Origin of the sequence: Actinomadura meyerae (assembly GCF_900188445.1) — a bacterium.
GTDB classification, from domain to species: domain Bacteria; phylum Actinomycetota; class Actinomycetes; order Streptosporangiales; family Streptosporangiaceae; genus Spirillospora; species Spirillospora meyerae.
In genome coordinates this window covers 191,161-210,245 of the sequence record NZ_FZOR01000004.1, presented here as the reverse complement: position 1 = coordinate 210,245, position 19,085 = coordinate 191,161, and the positions used below count along the sequence as shown (strand labels likewise).

14 protein-coding genes are annotated in these 19,085 nt (G+C 72.8%); 4 read left to right on the top strand and 10 right to left on the bottom strand.

Annotation, left to right across the window (positions count from 1 at the left end; all coding sequences use genetic code 11):
* Positions 1-73 precede the first annotated feature (73 nt).
* The 10 genes from CHF16_RS06760 to CHF16_RS06715 all read right to left on the bottom strand — a co-directional run bounded on the left by CHF16_RS06760 (position 74) and on the right by CHF16_RS06715 (position 14,886).
* Positions 74-1,492, bottom strand: coding sequence for an L-fucose/L-arabinose isomerase family protein (locus CHF16_RS06760; RefSeq protein WP_089325036.1), 1,419 nt, complete (start codon positions 1,490-1,492; stop codon positions 74-76).
* An 18-nt stretch (positions 1,493-1,510) separates the two neighbouring features.
* Complete coding sequence (locus tag CHF16_RS06755; RefSeq protein WP_089325035.1) at positions 1,511-3,721, bottom strand: alpha-L-rhamnosidase-related protein; 2,211 nt, start codon at positions 3,719-3,721, stop codon at positions 1,511-1,513.
* A gap of 9 nt (positions 3,722-3,730) precedes the next feature.
* The gene (locus tag CHF16_RS06750; protein ID WP_089325034.1) at positions 3,731-6,274 is read right to left on the bottom strand and encodes an alpha-L-rhamnosidase-related protein; all 2,544 of its coding nucleotides are present in this window, start codon (positions 6,272-6,274) and stop codon (positions 3,731-3,733) included.
* Positions 6,275-6,407: 133 nt separating this feature from the next.
* Positions 6,408-8,459 (bottom strand): bifunctional aldolase/short-chain dehydrogenase, encoded by a 2,052-nt coding sequence (locus tag CHF16_RS06745; protein WP_089325033.1) that lies wholly within the window; start codon positions 8,457-8,459, stop codon positions 6,408-6,410.
* Between the two features lie 21 nt (positions 8,460-8,480).
* The gene (rhaI, locus tag CHF16_RS06740; protein ID WP_089325032.1) at positions 8,481-9,647 is read right to left on the bottom strand and encodes an L-rhamnose isomerase; all 1,167 of its coding nucleotides are present in this window, start codon (positions 9,645-9,647) and stop codon (positions 8,481-8,483) included.
* 10 nt (positions 9,648-9,657) lie between these two features.
* The gene (locus CHF16_RS06735) at positions 9,658-9,975 is read right to left on the bottom strand and encodes an L-rhamnose mutarotase (protein ID WP_089325031.1); all 318 of its coding nucleotides are present in this window, start codon (positions 9,973-9,975) and stop codon (positions 9,658-9,660) included.
* 19 nt (positions 9,976-9,994) lie between these two features.
* Positions 9,995-11,080 carry a rhamnose ABC transporter substrate-binding protein gene (gene rhaS, locus CHF16_RS06730; protein WP_089325030.1) on the bottom strand — a complete coding sequence of 362 codons (1,086 nt, stop codon included), beginning with the start codon at positions 11,078-11,080 and terminating at the stop codon, positions 9,995-9,997.
* Between the two features lie 56 nt (positions 11,081-11,136).
* On the bottom strand, positions 11,137-12,135 hold the full coding sequence (locus tag CHF16_RS06725; RefSeq protein WP_089325029.1) for an ABC transporter permease: 999 nt from the start codon (positions 12,133-12,135) through the stop codon (positions 11,137-11,139).
* Positions 12,132-13,271 (bottom strand): ABC transporter permease, encoded by a 1,140-nt coding sequence (locus CHF16_RS06720; protein ID WP_089325028.1) that lies wholly within the window; start codon positions 13,269-13,271, stop codon positions 12,132-12,134. Before CHF16_RS06720 ends, CHF16_RS06725 begins: the two co-directional genes overlap by 4 nt.
* A gap of 76 nt (positions 13,272-13,347) precedes the next feature.
* The gene (locus CHF16_RS06715; RefSeq protein WP_089325027.1) at positions 13,348-14,886 is read right to left on the bottom strand and encodes a sugar ABC transporter ATP-binding protein; all 1,539 of its coding nucleotides are present in this window, start codon (positions 14,884-14,886) and stop codon (positions 13,348-13,350) included.
* Positions 14,887-15,189: 303 nt separating this feature from the next.
* Here CHF16_RS06715 and CHF16_RS06710 point away from each other — a divergent pair, with 303 nt between their 5' ends.
* Genes CHF16_RS06710 through CHF16_RS06695 form a run of 4 tightly spaced genes read left to right on the top strand, consistent with a single transcriptional unit; the run spans position 15,190 to position 19,082 of the window.
* Positions 15,190-16,251, top strand: a complete 1,062-nt coding sequence (locus CHF16_RS06710; protein WP_089325026.1) for a LacI family DNA-binding transcriptional regulator — start codon at positions 15,190-15,192, stop codon at positions 16,249-16,251.
* 49 nt (positions 16,252-16,300) lie between these two features.
* Complete coding sequence (locus CHF16_RS06705) at positions 16,301-17,014, top strand: (Fe-S)-binding protein (protein ID WP_089325025.1); 714 nt, start codon at positions 16,301-16,303, stop codon at positions 17,012-17,014.
* On the top strand, positions 17,011-18,465 hold the full coding sequence (locus CHF16_RS06700) for a LutB/LldF family L-lactate oxidation iron-sulfur protein (RefSeq protein WP_089325024.1): 1,455 nt from the start codon (positions 17,011-17,013) through the stop codon (positions 18,463-18,465). Before CHF16_RS06705 ends, CHF16_RS06700 begins: the two co-directional genes overlap by 4 nt.
* Positions 18,462-19,082 carry a LutC/YkgG family protein gene (locus tag CHF16_RS06695; RefSeq protein WP_089325023.1) on the top strand — a complete coding sequence of 207 codons (621 nt, stop codon included), beginning with the start codon at positions 18,462-18,464 and terminating at the stop codon, positions 19,080-19,082. The genes CHF16_RS06700 and CHF16_RS06695 overlap by 4 nt, the downstream gene beginning before the upstream one ends.
* The last annotated feature ends 3 nt before the right edge of the window (positions 19,083-19,085 follow it).

Here is a 19,085-nt window from a genome sequence, read left to right as displayed (position 1 = left end):
GCGGCCCGGAGGGGCACGGGCGCCGTTCGCCGTCACCTCTTGTTGTGGATCCCCCGATCCGGTGCGGTGAGGGTCAGGGCCTCACCTCGATGAACTCGATCTCCAGGAGGTCGGCCAGGGCCTTCAGGTCGGCGGTCATGTGGCCGGTGCCGAGGGCCCAGTGGTGGGAGATGCCGGTGGCGGACCACGCGTCGGTCCACTCGCCGGGGTCGCAGCCGAAGTCGACGCGGGAGGTGGTGTTGCCGATCTGCAGCAGCGGCCCGTCCACGGTCTCGCCCTCGGACGCGACGAACGCGAACCGGCCGTCGCGGCGCTGGATGACGCCGAACGCCGTGACGGGCCCGTGCTTGACGTCGAACTCGACGGACACGCCGTAGCCGCGCTTGCCGTGGTAGACGCCGAGGCCGCGCAGCAGCGGGCGGCGGGCGCTGATCGCCAGGTGGGCGGGGCCGTCGTGGCCCATCTCGACGTGGCCGCGGTGGAAGTCCAGCGCCTGCAGCTCGGTGAACGAGCCGCCCGCGCCGAGCCGGTCGGCGATCAGCATGGCCAGGGACGTGCGCAGCTCGTACTCCCCCGCCGCCGGGACGCCGCGCGCGGTGAGCAGCGACGCGCCGAGGATCATCCCGGCGCCGAGCCGCTCGTGGATCTCGCCGTCCAGGCCCCGGTGGTAGTAGGCGAGGCTGTCCAGCTCGAAGTCGGCGGTGAGCCGGTCGAGCCCGACCGCGACGCGGGCCGCCCAGGTCAGGTCGTCGTCGTTGACGGACGCGTCCAGCTCGAAGATCTTCTCCGCCTCGGCCTTCTTCGCGGCGGTCTCGGCGTCGGTGACCTTCTCCACCCGCACCCGCAGGTCGTCGAACTCCAGCACCTCGACGTGCCCGCCGAGGTTGGCGCTGACGAGCGTGAGGTCGGTGGACACGTCCAGCATCCCCGGGTACAGGTGGCCCATCAGGCCGTGCCGGCCGCGGCGCAGCGCCGCGCGGACCCCGGCGGCCCGCACCCAGCGGCCGATCTTCGCCCAGGCCCGCTCGTCCTCCAGGTACCCCGACACCGACCGAAACGGGACGCCGCAGCGCTCGAACGCGTTGGCCATCTCCGGCAGCGGGCAGGCGCCGCAGTAGGCGAGCCACTGCCCGGTGTCGAACGTCGCGTGGTCCATCGACTCGGTCGGCTGCAGGTTGATCAGCAGCACCGGCGCGTCCGCCCGCTGCGCGACCGGGACCAGCATCGACGCGGTCATGTAGGTGGTGAGGAAGCCGACGATGATGTCGCAGCCGGCCGCGCGGAGCCGCTCGGCCGCCGCCGCGCCCTCCTGCGCGTCGGAGATGAAGCCGACGTCGACGACCTCCGCGCCGAGCCCGCGCATCCGCTCCGAGACGCGCTCGGCGGACCGCTTCAGCTGCGGCAGCAGGTCGGGGAACTGCGGCCAGTAGGCGCCGAGCCCCCCGGCGACGAGGCCGACCTTGACGGGCGGCGGCGCTGTGTTGTCTGCCATTCCTCTCCTCTTTTCGGGCTAGCTGGCCGTGAGGGTGTGGCGCCCGGCGGGCGCCCCGTCCACGTAGACGTACCTGCCGTCGCTGGACACGCCGCGTGCGGTGGCCTTGCCCGCGGTCCAGACCGTCCGCCCGTCGAGGGTGACCCTGCGGGTGGACGCGTCGACCGGGACGGCCAGGCGGCCGCGGGTGCCGCGCGGCGCGGTGACCTTCAGCTGGAAGCCGTGGCCGCTCCTGCGCCAAGAGGCCGCGATGTCGCCGTGCGGGGTGGGCACGGTGCCCTCGGCCCAGGCCAGGTCTCCGGTGAACGGCACCACGGCCCAGGAGGCGTACCCCGGCGCGGCGGGCCGCACGCCGAGGACCCTGGTGCTGAGCGTGACGGTCGGCTGCGCCGCCCAGCCGTGCGCGAGGCTGGAGAACTGCTTCAGGTTCGGCGTGCCGTCCGGCTGCATGTGCTCCCAGAACGTGGAGCCCGGGTCCTGCCGGAGCTGGTGGCCCCAGAAGTTGCGGATCAGCTCCAGACCGGCCGCGTCGCCGATCTCCAGGCGCGCGTCGGCCTCGAACCCGCTCGGCAGCGGCGCGTAGAACGGCGGCAGGCTCGCGTTCGGGGTGGACTGGGAGACCGTCAGCGATCCGATGCCGGTCCAGTTGTTGGCGCGCAGGTAGGCCAGCGCCCGCCCGGCGCGCTCGCCGCCGGCGATGCCGGTGAGGACGGCGGCGACGTTGCCGTCCTGCGGGTAGGCGCCGGGGATCTCGCGGGACAGCCGGTAGGCGCCGGCCTCCTCGTCCCAGAGCTGCTCGTTGACGGCCTTCTTCACCTCGGCGGACCGGTCCGCGTAGGTCCGGGCGGCGGACGCGTCGCCGCGCGCCTTCGCCATCGCCGCCATCTGGTCCAGGTTGCGGGCGTAGAGGGCGTTGACGTAGGTCTCGTGGCCGCAGTCGGAGTAGCCGTAGTGGCCGCACGAGCCGGACTCCTGGAACGCGATCAGGCCCTTGCCGTCCCCGGCGCGCACCGACTCCAGCCAGGCGGTCGCCCTGGTGAGCTGCGGCCACCACTTGTCGAGGTAGGCGCGGTCCCCGGTGTACCACCAGTGGTCGTACATGTTGGACACGAACCAGGTCACGTACTCGCCGTAGGTGCGCAGCTCGTTCTGGTTGTGCTGGCCGACCAGGCTCGCGCCGGGCATGTAGCCGTCCGGGAGCTGCTGCGCGGCGAGCGACGACAGCGAGTTGTCGACGGCCCCCATGTCGTAGGTGCTGACGTAGGCGACGGGCGCCTGGACGGCGAGGTCGCCCTGCCAGACGATGCGGTCGCGCTTGCCGCCGTCGTAGATGACGGAGGTGTTCGGGTCGGCGTGCGGGACGGGGGCGTCGGCGTGGTCGCCCTCGCCGGGCTCGTACGGCCACTTCTTGGCCGTGTCGGACGCGCCGGTGTTGATCTGCACGGTGTAGGCGCCCGCGTACCAGATCTTGTTGAGCAGGTCGTCGCTGGAGAGGAAGTGGCCCCGGTAGCCGTCCAGGTCGCGCTGGTCGGGCGCGGCGGTGAAGTCCAGCGAGACGGCGTCGACGTCGACGGTGCCGGGGCCGTCCAGGAAGAGGGTCGCGTAGCGGAACCCGCCGCGCAGCTCCCCGTCGCGGACGGTACCGGGCAGCCGGACGCCGTCCAGCGGGAGGGCGTGGCTGTCGGTGTCCTCGGTGTAGGGCTGGCCGGGGAAGCCGTTCCAGATGTTGGCGGTGTCGCAGCCGGGCGCGATCTTGCCCTGGCCGTCGTTGGCGCCGGGCTCCAGAGCCATGTACTGCACCGACTCGGAGAAGCAGGCGCGCAGCTTCGGATTCCCCGACGCGCCCTTCACGCGCACCTTCAGGTGCCCGGCGACCTCCTTGCCGAAGTCGACGATCAGCAGCGGGGAACCGGCCCGGTCCTCGGCGCCGGTGAGCCGGACCGACGCCCCGCCCTTCTTCAGCGCGCCCTCCGGGGAGCCGTCGATGCGGCCCTGCCGCGGGTCGGCCTTGTAGACCTTGACGGGCTTGACGTCACGGCTGGACGGGGCGAGGACGTAGGGCCGCCACTGGCCGGGGCGCGGGGTGTAGGAGCCGTCCTCCCAAGGGCCCTTCGGGTGGGGGGCGGCGGTGGCGGGGAGCGCGAGCGAGGCGGTGCTGGTGATCGTGAGGGCGGCGGCCACGGCGGCGCGGACGAGGGAACGGCGGACGGTGGTGGGGGGAACCATCATCACTCCAGGTCAGCGGGAGGCGGTCAGGATGGAGGTGCCGGTCAGTCCGGGGACCTGCACGAGGCCGTCGCGGACGGTGACGCCCGGCTTCACGGCGCGGCCCTCGCGCCAGACGACGGTCCCGTCCACGCGGACCTCGGCGGCGTCCCGCGCGGGGACCCCGGCGGTGGCGGTGGAGCCGGCGGGCGCGGCGACGCGGAGCGTGAACGTCCCGCCCTGCCGCTTCCACGCGGCGGTGATATCGCCGCGCGGCGTCGGGACGCGTCCCTCGGCCCAGCGCAGGCCGTCCACCGGGTGCGGCAGCACGGTGAAGGTCCCGAACCCGCCCGACGTCGGGGCGACGCCGAGGACCCGGGTGGTCAGGAACGAGGTCGGCGCGGCGGCCCACCCGTGCGACAGGCTCGTGTAGGAGCCGAGCTGCGGCGCGCCCGACGGGCTGACGTTCTCCCAGAGCGTGCCGGGCTGGTCCTTGCCGAGCATCGGGTACCAGGTCCGGCGCAGCAGCGACATCGCGCCGGTCATGTCCTGCCCGGCGGAGTGCGCGAGCAGCGACTGCGCGGACACGAACGGGCTGATGTACTGCGGGACGACGCCGCCGGGCTTGTCGACGGTCAGGTCGCCGTGCGGGCCGGCGAGGTCGTCGCCGAAGAACTTCAGCACCGCCTCGGCGCGGTCGCCGGTGGCGACGCCCGCGACGACCGCCATGGCGTTGCCGTCCTGCGGGTGGTTCCCGTCGGACCTGCTGACCTTGTAGGCGCCCGCGGCCGGGTCCCACAGGTGGTCGTTGATCGCCTTGGCGGTGCGGGCGGCGTGCTCGCGGTAGGTCTTCGCGAGTTCGGGCTCTCCCTTGACCTCGGCGGCCTGCGCCGCCTGGCCGAGCACCTTGACGTACAGGGACGAGACGTAGGTGCCGCCGTCCTCGTTGCCGTAGCCCCAGGTCCCGCCCGCGGCCTTCATGGTGAGCAGGCCGTCGTCGCCGGCGTTCGACTCCAGCCACGCGACGTTCCGCTTCATCGCGCCGTACCACTTGTCGAGGAAGTCGCGTTCGCCGGTGTAGAGGTAGTGCGTCCAGTAGTTGTCGACCCACCAGGCCGCGTACTCGCCCCAGTTCATGTTGTAGCCGAGCGCGTCGGTCAGGTAGAGGCCGGGGATCTGGCCGTTGGCCGCCTGCCCCTTGGCCATGAAGGCGACGGCGTTGGCGGACGGCGCCGACTGCCCGGTGGTCAGGTAGGACACCGCGTCCGCGACGGCGTTGTCACCGCCCCAGATCATCCGGTCGCGCTTGGCGCCGTCGCTGATGACGCTGTCGCCCTCGCCGACGATCGCGTCGTTGCGGACCGGCCCCTCCTGCCCGGGGTAGGGGCGCCCGGTCTTCGGGTCGATCGTCGCCATCTGCACCGTGTAGGCGCCCGCGTACCAGAGCCGGTTCAGGGTGTCGTCGCTGGACAGGAACGCGCCCTTGTAGCCGTCCAGGTCGGGGTTGGCGGGGTCGGCGGTGAACTTCAGGCGCAGGTCGGACAGCTTCACCTCGCCGGGGCCGTCCAGGAACACCATGAGGTAGCGGAACCCGCCCCGGATCACCGGGTCGGTCATCGCGGAGCGTCCGGCCTTGGTGTCGAGGTAGTGGGTCTCGGTGGCAAGGCCGACCGGGTCCTGGCTGTAGTCGGAGGCGGTGGTGAGGTACTGCGCGCTCTCGCTGAACGCCAGGCCGAGCCTGGGTGTCCCCTTGCGGACGTCGGCCGTGACCTGGATCTGCCCGCCGACCTCCTTGCCGAAGTCGTATATGACGTAGGGGCGGCCGTACTCGTTGGACGTGAGCGTGGTGCCGCCGTGCCCGAACGCGCCGGACGGGTTCTGGACCGTTCCGCCGTAAGGCGCCTCCGGTGCGCGTCCGGCGCGGTGCATCGTCCAGACGGCGTGGATGCGGGCACCCGGCCCGGGGTCGGCGGTGTTGCGGAAGGTGACCCTGATGTCGTCGGCGGAGCGGACGAGCCGCGCCGGGACGGCGACGTCGTAGTGGACGAGCCCGGCCTTGTCGCCGCTCCACACGCCCGCCTGCGCCGGGTCGGGCTTGCGCTCGTGGACGACCTCGCCGTTCACCAGCACCTCGTAGTGGGCGGTGGCGCTCCCCGCCTCCTCCACCCGGAGGGTGACGGGGCCGTGCCCGGGAGCGACCCGCATGCGGTAGCCGAAGCTCGCCCCCGCCTCGCCGCCCGTCTGGCGGGTCATGACGCCGTCCGCCTTGGCGGTCGTGGACGACCCGGCGTCCAGGTCGTGGCCCTCCTTCTCCGACTTCTCGGACGCGGCCGTCACGTGGTCGGCGTTCAGACCGTACGATTCGGCGGCCTTCACCGGGCGGACCGTGCGGCCGGAGGGGGCGAGGACGTAGCGCTGCGCGCCGGACAGCGACGGCAGCCCCAGCGGGTCGCCGGGCGCCGCGGCCGCGGCGCCGGACGGGACCGCGACGAGCGCGGCGGCGCCCAGGCTGAGGGACGTGATGAAGGCCAGAGGGGCGAGAGGGGATCGCGCGGACGTCTTGGCTGGTGACATCATGGTCCTTCCGGGTTCCTCTTGATGGAGCGGGCCCGACGGGACGGCCGGTGGCCCGGACGGGTGGAACGCGCCGCGGCGGTGTCAGCACCGCGGCGCGCGGTCCGGGCCATCGGCCGGCCCTCTCGGCCGGCGGTCAGCGCAGGAAGGCCGCGGCGACGCCGGCGTCCACGGGGATGTGCAGTCCGGTGGTGTGGGTCAGGTCCCCGCCGGTGAGGGCGAAGACGGCGGCGGCGACGTGCTCGGGCAGCACCTCGCGCTTCAGCAGCGTCCGCTGGGCGTAGAACTCGCCGAGCTTCTCCTCCTCCACGCCGTAGACGGCGGCGCGCTTGGCGCCCCAGCCGCCCGCGAAGATGCCGGAGCCGCGCACCACCCCGTCGGGGTTGACGCCGTTGACGCGGATTCCGTGCTCGCCGAGCTCGGCGGCCAGCAGCCGCACCTGGTGCGCCTGGTCGGCCTTGGTGGCGCCGTAGGCGATGTTGTTCGGCCCCGCGAACACGCCGTTCTTGGACGCGATGTAGACGATGTCGCCGCCCATGCCCTGCTCGACCATCACGCGGGCGGTCTCGCGGGACATCAGGAACGAGCCGCGCGCCATGACGTCGTGCTGCAGGTCCCAGTCGGCGGCGGACGTCTCCAGCAGCGGCTTGGAGATCGACAGGCCGGCGTTGTTGACGACGAGGTCCACCCCGCCGAACGCCAGGACCGCGGTGCGGACGGCGGCGGCGATCTCGTCCTCGGAGGTGACGTCGACGCCCGCCGCGACGGCGGCGTCCGGCGCGCGCAGGGCGCCGGCGCCGATCTCCGCCGCGACCTTCTCGGCGGCGGCGAGGTCCCGGTCGGCGACCACGACGCAGGCGCCCTCGTCGGCCAGGCGGCGGGCGGTGGCGGCGCCGATGCCCGAGCCGCCGCCGGTGACCACCGCGACGCGGGTGGCGAGCGGCTTCGGCTTCGGCATCCGGCGGAGCTTGGCCTCCTCCAGCTCCCAGTACTCGATGCGGAACTTCTCCGCCTCGTCGATCGGCGCGTACGACGACAGCGCCTCCGCGCCCCGCATCACGTTGATCGCGTTGACGTAGAACTCGCCGGCGACCCGCGCGGTCTGCTTGTTGGCGCCGAAGGAGAACATCCCGACGCCGGGCACCAGCACGATCGCCGGGTCCGCGCCGCGCATCGGCGGCGAGTCGGCGGTGGCGTGCCGCGCGTAGTAGGCCGCGTACTCCTCGCGGTAGGCGGCGTGGAGCTCCCTCAGCCGGGCCTTGGCCTCGTCGAGGGGGGCGTCCGGCGGCAGGTCCAGGACCATCGGCGCGACCTTGGTGCGCAGGAAGTGGTCCGGGCAGGACGTGCCGAGCGCGGCGAGCCGCGGGTGCTCGGCCCGGGAGACGAAGTCGAGGACGGCCTCGCTGTCGGTGAAGTGCCCGACCTGCGGCCGGTCCGTGGACGCCAGGCCCCGCAGCAGCGGGAACAGCGCGGCGGCGCGGGCGTGCCGCTCCTCCTCCGGCAGCGTCGGGTGGACCACCTCGCCGAACGGGTCGGCCTTGCCGTGCTCGGCGATGTACGCCTCGGCGGTGCGGATGATGTCGAGCGAGTTGGCCTTGCACTCCTCGCTCGTGTCGCCCCAGGCGGTGATGCCGTGCCCGCCGAGGATCACCCCGATGGCCCCCGGGTTGGCGCGCTTGATCTCGGCGATGTCGAGGCCGAGCTGGAAGCCGGGGCGCCGCCACGGCACCCACGCCACCCGGTCGCCGAAGATGCGGCGGGTCAGCTCCTCGCCGTCGGCGGCGGTCGCGATCGCGATGCCGGAGTCGGGGTGCAGGTGGTCGACGTGCGCGGCCTCCACGAGGCCGTGCATGGCGGTGTCGATGGACGGCGCCGCGCCGCCCTTGCCGTGCAGGCAGAAGTCGAACGCGGCGACCATCTCGTCCTCGCGCTCGACGCCCGGGTAGACGTCCACGAGGGCGCGCATCCGGTCCAGCCGGAGCACGGCCAGGCCCTTCTCGGTGAGGGTGCCGAGGTCGCCGCCGGAGCCCTTCACCCACATCAGCTCGACGTCGCGGGCCGTCACCGGGTCGGTGACCGTGCCCTTCGCGGACGCGTTGCCGCCCGCGTAGTTGGTGTTGCGGGGGTCCGAGCCGAGGGTGTTGGCGCGGTCCAGCAGCTGCTCCACCTCGGGCGGGGTGGAAGTCATCGGTGTGGTCTCCTTCACCTGTCAGGCGCCCCAGCCGGCGGCCTGGCCGCCCTTGCGCTCGGCGACGACGCGCTCGTAGTAGCCGGACGCCTTGTAGGCGGCGACCGGGTCCGGGTGCAGGCCCATCTCCTCGCGCAGCTCGGCGAGCAGCGGCCGGACGTCGGTGTTGTAGGCGTCCATGAACACCGCGTTCGCCTGGAGGACGTCGCCGGACTCCTGCGCGGCGCGCAGCGCGTCGGCGTCCACCAGCAGCGCCTTCGCGGTGGCCTCCTGGACGTTCATCACCGAGCGGATCTGGCCCTGGATCTTCGGCTCGATGTTGTGGCACTGGTCGAGCATGAACGCCACGCCCGTCTCGGCGTCGTAGCCGCCGCCGCGGACCACCTCGTACATGATCCGGAACAGCTGGAACGGGTCGGCGGCGCCCACCATCAGGTCGTCGTCGGCGTAGAAGCGCGAGTTGAAGTCGAACCCGCCGAGCTTCCCCTCGCGCAGCAGGAACGCCACGATGAACTCGATGTTGGTGCCGGGCGCGTGGTGCCCGGTGTCCACCACGACCTGCGCCTTGGGGCCGAGCTTCACGCAGTGCGCGTAGGAGGCGCCCCAGTCCGGCAGGTCGGTCATGTAGAACGCGGGCTCGAACAGCTTGTACTCCAGCAGGAACCGCTGGTCGTCGCCGAGCCGCTCGTACACGGCGGCCAGCGCCTCGGCCATCCGGTCCTGGCGGGCGCGGATGTCGTCCTGCCCCGGGTAGTTGGTGCCGTCGGAGAACCACAGCTTCAGGTCGCGCGACCCGGTCTGGTCCATGATGTCGACCGCCTCGAGCAGGTGGTCGAGCGCCTTGCGGCGGATGGCCGGGTCGGGGTTGGTGACGCTGCCGAGCATGTAGTCGTCGTCCTGGAACACGTTGGTGTTCACCGCGCCGATCCGCACGCCCCGCTCCTCGGCGTGCGCGGCCAGCGCGGCGTAGTCGTCCACCCGGTCCCAGGGGATGTGGACGGCCACGCTGGGCGCGACGCCGGTGAACCGGTGCACCTGCGCGGCGTCGTCGATCTTCTCCTGGGGGGTGCGCGGCACGCCCTGCTGGGCGAAGACCTTGAACCGGGTCCCCGAGTTCCCGTACGCCCACGAGGGAGTCTCGATCTGCTGGCGGCGCAGGGCGTCCTTCACCGCGCGGGTGTCTGTCACGAGTAACCTCTCAATCCAGATGGAAGACCTCGGTCAGCGGCCGCATCCCCTCGTCGGGGCGGCCGTCGAGGTCCTCGAAGTACTGCGCCATCTCCGCCTGCCACCGGGCGTTGACCTCGGTGCGGGCCATCGCCTCCTGGGCGGCCTCGAAGTCGTCGGTCTCCAGGTAGCCGACGAGGAGGCCGTCCTCCCGCAGGAACAGCGAGTAGTTGTGCCAGCCGGTTTCGCGCAGGGCGTTGAGCATGTCGGGCCAGACCGCCTGGTGGCGCACCTTGTACTCCTCCAGGCGGTCCTGCCTGACCTTCAGCAGGAAGCAGACGCGCTTCATGCGTTCCGTCACGTACCGATCAGAAGTGGTACTGGTCGATGTTCTTGGCGTCGAACACCGTGGGCGGGCCGAGGATCACCTCGCCGTTGGCGCCGATCTCGCGCTCGCCGAGCTTGCCGGCCGTGAACTTCTCACCCTGCGCGCCGGTGATCTGGCCGGAAGCCAGCGCCGCCGCCGCGTAGGAGGACAGGTAGCCGAGGTTCTTGGGGTCCCAGAGCTCGAACTCCTTGACCGTGCCGTCCTTGACGAACTTGCGCATCTGGTCGGGGGTGCCAAGGCCGGTCAGCGCGACCTTGCCCTTGTACTTGGAGCCGGAGATGTACCGGGCCGCGGCGGCGATGCCGACCGTGGTCGGCGAGATGATGCCCTTGAGGTTCGGGTACGCCTGCAGCAGGCCCTGGGTCTGCTGGAAGGACTTCTGGTCGTCGTCGTCACCGTAGGCGATCTTGACGAGCTTCATCTTGGCGTACTCGGGCTTCTTCAGCTCGTCCTGCATGAACTTGATCCAGGTGTTCTGGTTCGTGGCGTTCGCCGTCGCCGACAGGATCGCGATCTCGCCCTCGTGGCCGATCTGCTCGGCGAGCAGCTTGACCTCGCTGCGGCCGATCTCCTCCGAGCTCGCCTGGTTGATGAAGACGTCCCGGCACTCGGGGTTGGTGTCGGAGTCGTAGGCGACGATCTTGATGTTCTTGGCCATCGCCTGCTTGAGCGGGCCGCACACCGCGTTCTCGTCGTTGGCGGCGATCAGGATCGCGTCGTGGCGCTGCTGGACGAGCGTGTTGATGTAGGAGACCTGGGAGGACGCGGACGCGTCGGACGGGCCGACCTCCTTGGCCTGCCCGCCGAACTCCTTGGCCGCCTCGATGCCGGCGTTGTCGACGATCGTCTCGTAGGGGTTGTTGACCTGCTTGGGCAGGAACGCCAGCTTCAGCCCCTTCTTCAGCGGCGCGTTCGGGTTGGCCGTGGCGTTGCCGCCGGCCGCCTTGGCGTCGCCGGAGTCGGCGTCGTCCTTGGTGGTGCCGCCGCAGGCGGCCATGCTGAGGGCCAGGACGCTCGCCGTGGCGACGGCCGCCAGCCGGCGCGGGGCGCGCAGACGAATGGTCATCACGATGCCTTTCGGGGTGCAGTGGGACGCGGCGGGGGGACGTGTCTCATAGGGGTTCAGGGAGTGGCGGCGGGAGCCGCGGGTCGCGCGCCTCGCCGCCTGCCTTGGGCCTCGCGGACCACGGCGATCAGCCGCGGCGTGAGGACGCTGATGATGAGCAGCAGCCCGGTGACGATCGACTGGACCTCGGTGGGGACGTCGTTGAGCATCAGCAGGTTGCGGAGCAGGCCGATGAGCAGCACGGCCGCGATGACGCCGCCGAGGGTGCCCTTGCCGCCGTCGAAGTCGATGCCGCCGAGCAGCACCGCCGCGATGACGGTGAGCTCCAGGCCGAGCCCGTTGTCGGCGCGGGCGCTGCCGTAGCGGAGCGTGTAGACGATGCCGGCGAACCCGGCGACCAGCCCGGACACCACGAACAGCAGCAGCTTGATGCGCTTGACGCGGATGCCGGCGAAGTAGGCGGCGTCCTCCTGCGCGCCGATCGCGAACAGCGACCGCCCGACGCCGGTGGCGTGCAGGACGACGCCGGTGGCGACGGCGAGCACGGCGAACAGCGCGATCGGGTACGGGATCGGCGTGCCCGGGATCGAGGACGTCGCGAGGTCGGTGTAGGCGGTCGGGAACTCGGAGATGGCGCCGGTGCCGAGCGTCACGTACGCGAGGCCCCGGTAGAGGGTCATCGTGCCGATCGTCACGGCGAGCGACGGCAGCCCGAGCTTCGTCACGAGCAGCCCGTTGACCAGGCCGCAGACCAGGCCGACCGCGAGCACGATCGGGATGATCGTCTCGATGGCCATGCCGCCGTCCCACATCTTGCCGGTGAGGGCGCTGCACAGGCCGAGGATCGAGGCGACCGACAGGTCCACCTGCCCGCACACGACCAGCAGCGTCATCGGCAGCGCGATCAGCGCGATCTCCGACAGGTCGTCCAGCGCGAACGACAAGTTGTCGTTGTTGGCGAAGTCGGGCGAGAACCCGGCGCCGCTCGCGAACACCAGGACCAGCAGGGCGGTGACGGCGGTCTCCCACCGCACCAGCCCTCCGAGGCGGCTCATGACCGTCCCCCCTTCTCCACCGGGGCGCCCTCCGCCGGTGCGCCCTCCGCGGGTGCGGCCTCCGCCGGTGCGGCGACGTCGCGGTGCGCGGACGATTCCAGCGACCGCTGTTTCAGCGCGCGGGTGACGCGCAGCGCGAGCAGCCGGTCGACGCTGATGGCCAGCAGCAGCAGGACACCGGTGATCGCGTCCTGCCAGAACGAGTTGACCTTGAGCACCACCAGCACGCTGCCGATGGTGGTGAGCAGCAGCCCGCCGAGGGCCGCGCCCCACACGGTGCCGACGCCGCCGGTGATGGCGACGCCGCCGACGACGACGGCCGCGACGACCTTCAGCTCCCAGCCGTGCGCGGCGTCCGCGACGACGGTGCCGAAACGGGCCAGCCAGAGCACCCCGGCCAGCCCGGCGAGCGCGCCGCTGACCAGGTAGGCCGTGAGGACGCGGCGGCGGATCCGCACGCCCGCGAGGCGCGCGGCCTCCGGGCTGGACCCGATCGCGTAGAACTCGCGTCCCGAGGAGTAGGAGCGCAGGTAGTACCCGGCCGCCAGCATCACCAGGACAGTGATGACCGGCAGGTAGGGGACGCCGAGGATGCCGTCGTTGCCGAGCTTCAGCACCGACGACGGCAGGTCGGCGGCGCCGATCTGCTCGCCGTGGGCGATGCGGTAGTCCAGCCCCTGGATCACGTACAGGGTGCCGAGGGTGACCACGAGGGACGGGACCCTCAGGAAGCTGACGAGCAGCCCGTTGACCAGCCCGCAGACCAGCCCGATCGCGACGCCGAACACCAGCACGAGGACGACGTTGCGGTCTCCCCCGGCGGCGAACTTGCCGGCGCTAAACGCGACGAGCCCGACGACGGACCCGACCGACAGGTCGATGTTGCGGGTGACGACCACGAGGGTCTGCCCGACGGCGAGCAGCACCAGGATGGAGGCGTTGAGGAAGATGTCCTTGACGCCCTGCCCGGACAGGAACCGCGGGTTCGCGATCGTCGTCGCGACGACGAGCACGACCAGGGCGCCGAGGATGCTCATCTCGCGGGCGCGCAGCACCAGCTCGACCAGGCGCCGCCCGCCGCCGGCGGAGCCGCCCGCCCCGCCCGGCCGCGCCGGGCTCTCAGTGAGTACCGTCATCAGGCCCTGCCCTTCCGGGGGGCGACCCCCAGACCCCCGGGGCGGCGGCCCGAAGATCCTTGCTTCGCTGCGGTCATCACGCCGCCCTCCCGGTCCCCGCGCGGCCGGTCGCGGCGGCCATCACGTTCTCCTCGGTCGCGTCCGCGCGGGCGATCTCGGCGGTGAGCCGGCCCTCGTGCATGACGAGGATCCGGTCGGCCATGCCGAGCACCTCCGGCAGGTCGGAGGAGATCATCAGCACCGCGAGGTCCTGCGCGGCCAGCTCCGACAGCAGCCGGTGCACCTCGGCCTTGGTGCCGACGTCGATGCCGCGGGTCGGCTCGTCCACGATCAGCACGGCGGGCTCGGTGGCCAGCCACTTGGCGAGCACGACCTTCTGCTGGTTGCCGCCGGACAGGACGCCGACGGCGTCGCTGAGGCGGGAGTACTTGAGCTGGAGCCGCAGCGCCCAGTCGGCGGCCCGGTCCCGCTCGACCGAGCGGGAGATGAGCCCGCCGCGCCCGGTGGCGCGGCGCAGCGCCTTCAGCTGGGTGAGGCCCATGTTCCGCTCGATGGACATGTCCATGACGAGGCCCTGCTGGCGGCGGTCCTCGGGGACCAGCGCCAGCCCCGCCGACATCGCCGCGGTGGGGCTGCCCGGCGGCAGCGCGCGGCCCTCGACCTCGACGGCGCCGGCGTCCCAGCGGTCCACCCCGAAGATCGCGCGGGCGACCTCGCTGCGGCCGGCGCCGACCAGCCCGGCCAGCGCGACGATCTCGCCGCGGCGGACCTCGAAGGAGACGTCGGTGAAGGCGCCCTCGCGGGTGAGCCGGCGCACGGTCAGCGCGACCTCGCCGGGCGTCACGTCCTGCTTGGGGTAGAGCGCGTCGAGGTCGCGGCCGACCATCCGGCGGACGAGGTCGTCGGGGGTGAGGTCGGCGACCATGTCGGTGCCGACGTAGGTGCCGTCGCGCAGCGTGGTGACGCGCTGGCACAGCTCGAAGATCTCCTCCAGGCGGTGCGAGATGAACAGCACCGCGCAGCCCTGCTCGCGCAGCGTGCGGGTCACCGCGAACAGGCGGGCGACCTCCTGGCCGGTGAGCGCGGCGGTGGGCTCGTCCATGATGAGCACGCGCGCGTCCCGGGAGATGGCCTTGGCGATCTCGACGACCTGCTGGTCGGCGATCGACAGGCCGCGGGCGGGCTGCTGCGGGTCCAGCGCGACGCCGAGCCGCTCGAACAGCTTCGCCGCCCGCGCGTGCATGGTGCGCCGGTCGATGCGGCCGAGCGCGGCGCGCGGCTGGCGGCCCATGAAGATGTTCTCGGCGACCGACAGGTCGGGGAACAGCGTGGGCTCCTGGTAGATGACGGCGACCCCCGCGGCCTGCGCGTCGGCCGGGCCGTTGAAGGCCACCGCCCTGCCGTCCACCCGCACCTCGCCCGCGTCGGGGCGGTGCACCCCTGCGAACGTTTTTACGACCGTGGACTTGCCGGCGCCGTTCTCGCCGGCGAGCGCGTGCACCTCGCCCGCGTGCAGCTCCAGCGTCACGCCCTGCAGGGCGCGCACGGCGCCGAACGATTTGCTGACGTTGACCAGGGCCAATGTCGGCGGTGCCGACCGGCCGGGTGCACTCATGTCGGCCCTCCTCGCGGGGGACGTCGGTTTCCGGAAGATGAAAAACGTTTTAACGGGATGTTGCGCAGGACGCTAGATGTGAGCCGGGACACCCGTCAAGAGGGGATCCGTCCGCCGACCCCGCCAGATGGTGCGAAAACCCTTGCCGAGCAAGGCGCCTCGCGATTTTCGAAGTCGCCCCCGGCCGGACCCGGCCACCCGGGTTTGACCGGCCGCCGGGCCGGATCCGGGGTTGACACGTTTTAATGACATGACCCAGAGTGAGCGGCGACACAGGCGGCGGACGGACCGGGGGCACACGGATTGAGCACAGACGACACCGGCCGTCCTGAGCCGAGCAGGACGGTCGGCATCAAGCAGGTCGCGGCACACGCCGGGGTCTCCCCCGGCACCGTGTCCAATGTGCTCAACCGGCCCGAGCGGGTGGCCGCGGCGACCCGCGCGCGGGTCGAGCAGGCGATCCGCGAGCTGGGCTTCGTCCGCAACGGCTCGGCGTCCACGCTGCGCGCCGGCCACAGCAGCACGATCGGGCTGATGGTCCTCGACCTCGCCAACCCGTTCTTCACCGACGTGGCGCGCGGCGTGGAGGAGGCCGCCAGCGAGCGCGGCTACGCGGTCATCCTGTCCTCGTCGGGCGAGTCGGACGAGCGGGAGCAGCGCAACCTGCGGGTGTTCGCCGAGCAGCGGGTCCGCGGCGTGCTGCTGACCCCGGTCGGCGCCGACGGCGAGACCGCCGGCCGGCTGCGCGACCGCGGCGTCCCGGTGGTGCTGCTCGACCACCCGACCCCCCGCGCCAACCAGTGCTCGGTCGCCGTCGACGACGTCGCGGGCGGCGAGCTGGCGGCCGGCGAGCTGCTGGAGGCCGGCGCCCGCACGCTGGCGTTCGTCACCGGGCCGACGGTGCTGCGCCAGTGCGCCGACCGCCGCAAGGGGGCGCTGCGGGCGCTGCGCACCGCCGGGCTCGGCCGCGACGCGCTGCGCGAGGTCGCGGTCGGCGCGATGAACGCGCGCGGCGGGCAGGAGGCGGCGCGGCGGCTGCTGGAGGCGGGCGCGCCGCTGCCCGACGCGATCTTCTGCGCCAACGACCTGCTCGCCCTCGGCGTGCTGCGGGTGCTGCTGCAGGCGGGGATCAAGGTGCCGGGTGACGTCGCGCTGATCGGGTACGACGACATCGAGTTCTCGGCCGCGGCCGCCGTCCCGCTCAGCTCGGTGCGGCAGCCCACCTACCAGCTCGGCCGCATCGCGACCGAGCTGCTGCTGGAGGAGTGCGACGAATCGGGCGGCCACGCCCACCAGCAGGTCATGTTCCAGCCCGAGCTGGTCGTCCGCGAGTCCAGCCGTTCGGCCGCCGGAGGCTCTCGATGAGCGGAGCGAACCGGGGGATGTGGGGGGTCGCCCCCCACGGGAGGCAAGCATGAAAGTCGCGCTCTTCCTCACCTGCGTCAACGACACCATGTACCCGGGGACCGGCAAGGCGATGGTGCGGCTGCTGCGGCGCCTCGGCCACGACGTCGAGTTCCCCGAGTCGCAGACGTGCTGCGGGCAGATGCACCTCAACACCGGGTACCGGCGGCAGGCGCAGCACCTGGTGAAGGGGTTCGCCGAGACCTTCGACCCCTACGACGCCGTCGTGACGCCGTCGGCGTCCTGCGGCGCGATGATCCGCGACTGGCATCCGAGGCTCGCGCCCCGCGCGGCCGGCGTCGCGTCCCGGGTGTACGAGCTGTCGGAGTTCCTGGTGGACGTCCTCGGCGTGACCGACGTCGGCGCCTACTTCCCGCACCGCGTCACCTACCACCCGACGTGCCACTCCCTGCGGATGCTGCGCGTCGGCGACCGCCCGCTGCGGCTCCTGCGCGAGGTGCGCGGCATCGACCTGGTCGACCTGCCGGACGCCGCCGAGTGCTGCGGCTTCGGCGGGACGTTCGCGCTGAAGAACGCCGAGGTGTCCGCGGCGATGTGCGCCGACAAGGTCACCGCCGTGCGGGAGACGCGGGCCGAGGCGCTGTGCGCGGCCGACAACTCCTGCCTGATGCACATCGGCGGCGCGCTCACCCGCACCCGCGCCGGGGTGCGGACGGTGCACCTCGCCGAGATCCTCGCGTCCACCGAGGAGGACCCGTCATGACCTCCCCCGCCATGCCCACCTACATCGGGATGCCGTCGTTCCCGGACGCCGCCCGGAAGGCGGTGGCCGACGCGCGGCTGCGCGGCAACCTCGCGCACGCCACCACCACGATCCGGGGGCGGCGCGCCGGCGCCGTCGCGGAGCTGGCCGACTGGGAGGCGCTCCGCGAGGCCGGCAAGCAGATCAAGGACCACGTCCTGGAGAACCTCGGCCACTACCTGCCGCTGCTGGAGGAGAAGGTCACCGCGGCCGGCGGCACCGTGCACTGGGCGCGCGACGCCGCCGAGGCCAACCGGATCGTCGCCGACCTGGTGAAGGCGACCGGCGAGACCGAGGTCGTCAAGGTCAAGTCGATGGCGACGCAGGAGATCGGCCTCAACGAGTTCCTCGCCGAGGAGGGCATCACCGCCTACGAGACCGACCTCGCCGAGCTGATCGTGCAGCTCGGCGACGACCGGCCGTCGCACATCCTCGTCCCGGCCATCCACCGCAACCGCTCCGACATCCGCGACATCTTCCTGCGCGCGATGGAGGACGCCCCCGCGGACCTGACCGACTCCCCCGCCGCGCTCGCCGAGGCGGCGCGGCGGCACCTGCGCGCCAAGTTCCTGTCGGCGAAGGTCGGGGTGTCGGGCGTGAACTTCGCCGTCGCCGACACCGGCACCCTCGTCGTGCTGGAGTCGGAGGGCAACGGGCGGATGTGCCTGACGCTCCCCGAGACGCTGATCTCGGTGATGGGCGTGGAGAAGATCGTGCCGAGCTGGCGGGACCTGGAGGTCTTCCTGCAGCTGCTGCCGCGCTCGTCCACCGCCGAGCGGATGAACCCCTACACCTCCACCTGGACGGGCACGGCCCCCGGCGACGGCCCGCGCGACTTCCACCTCGTCCTGCTGGACAACGGCCGGACCGACACCCTCGCCGACGAGGTGGGCCGGCAGGCGCTGCGCTGCATCCGCTGCTCCGCGTGCCTGAACGTGTGCCCGGTCTACCAGCGCGCGGGCGGCCACGCCTACGGGTCGCCGTATCCGGGGCCGATCGGCGCGATCCTGTCCCCGCAGATCCGGGGCATCGGCTCGGAGGTGGACGCGTCCCTGCCGTACGCGTCGTCGCTGTGCGGGGCGTGCTTCGAGGCGTGCCCGGTCGCGATCGACATCCCGGAGGTGCTGGTGCACCTGCGGGCCCGCGCCGTGGAGAAGGGGCCGCGCCATCCGCTGGAGCGGGTGGCGATGACGGCGGCCGGGTGGACGCTGCGCTCCCCCACCCGGCTCGGGCTCGCGCAGCGCGCCGCGTCGGCGAGCCGCCGGATCGTGGCGCGCGGCGGCCGGATCCGGCGGCTGCCGGGGCCGCTGGGCGCCTGGACCGAGACGCGGGACGCGCCCGCGCCGCCGCCGGAGTCGTTCCGCGCCTGGTGGGCCCGGACCGGCGGCGGCCGCGAGGAGGGGGACGCGTGAACGCGCGCGAGGAGATCCTGCGCCGCATCGAGCGGGTCGCGCCCACCCGCCCGGCCGCCGAGGTCGCGGCCTCCTACGCCCGGATCGACCGCGGCTACCTGCGCCGCCACCACGAGGACGGCGTCCTCGACCTGTTCGCCGAGCGGGTCGCCGACTACCGCGCGACGGTGCTGCGGGTCCCCGCCGACGGGGCCGCCGCGGCGGTCGCCGAGCGGCTGGCGGCCCGGCCGGGCTCCTACGGCGCCCCCGCCGACCTGCCCGCGGAGTGGACGTCCGCGGTGGCGGCGCCGCTCGTCCGCGACTTCTCCACCGCGTCCCTGGACGGGCTCGCGGGCGCGGTCACCGGCTGCGCCGCCGCGATCGCCGAGACCGGCACGATCGTCCTGGACCACGGCGCGGCGCAGGGGCCGCGCGCGCTGTCGCTCGTGCCCGACTACCACCTGATCGTCGTCCGCGCCGAGCAGGTCGCCCCGGACGTCCCGGAGGCGCTCGAACGGCTCGACCCGTCCCGCCCGCTGACGTTCGTGTCGGGGCCGTCGGCGACGAGCGACATCGAGCTGTCCCGGGTGGAGGGCGTGCACGGGCCCCGCACGCTGGAGGTACTGATCATCCGATGAGCG